Below are 517 nucleotides of genomic sequence, written 5' to 3'. Positions count from 1 at the left end.
CTACGTCACCTCCTAGCTTTTCAAATACATAAAATTGCTGTCCGCCATCTTGGCGAATCATGGCGACCCCATCGCCCCTCTTCAGGCGCCCATCGATTTCATACTCAGTGTACTTAGTGGCCGGTGTGCCATCTTCAATCGGGGCTTTGAAATCTTCTCGCTTACGTCCAGTAGTCTTCATCCACACCTTGTGCTTAGTGACCCCGATTCCTAAATTGAGAAAGGCATCAGTCAGCGTCATCTGATTGGATATCTGAATCTTAAGTGGGGCGTCATCAACGACCGTGCCAAAAATGATGTCCGAATAGTCGCTATCCAAACCACCGCGTGAGTTAATCATGCCCAGTAAAATCTCTCCAGCCATTAGATTCTCACCTTCATTTCAATTTCAGCTGTATCGGTTGTCCCGGTAAAGGTATGGGTCGCCTTCGTAATCAACAAATACTTGCTACCTAAGCCAATATCCTTCAAGCTTTTTACCTTAACCATGGCTTCATTCCCAGCAACTACATTCAGG

General features: G+C 46.4%; 1 protein-coding gene. It reads right to left on the bottom strand.

Annotation, left to right across the window (positions count from 1 at the left end):
* On the bottom strand, positions 1–364 hold a 364-nt coding region (locus ACYVN4_RS44990), incomplete at its 3' end, for a DUF2577 domain-containing protein (RefSeq protein WP_460730435.1).
* Positions 365–517: the final 153 nt, after the last annotated feature.

Source organism: Nocardia heshunensis (assembly GCF_054782115.1).
Note: the sequence above shows the minus strand (reverse complement) of the source record. Positions and strands in the feature narration are given on the sequence as shown.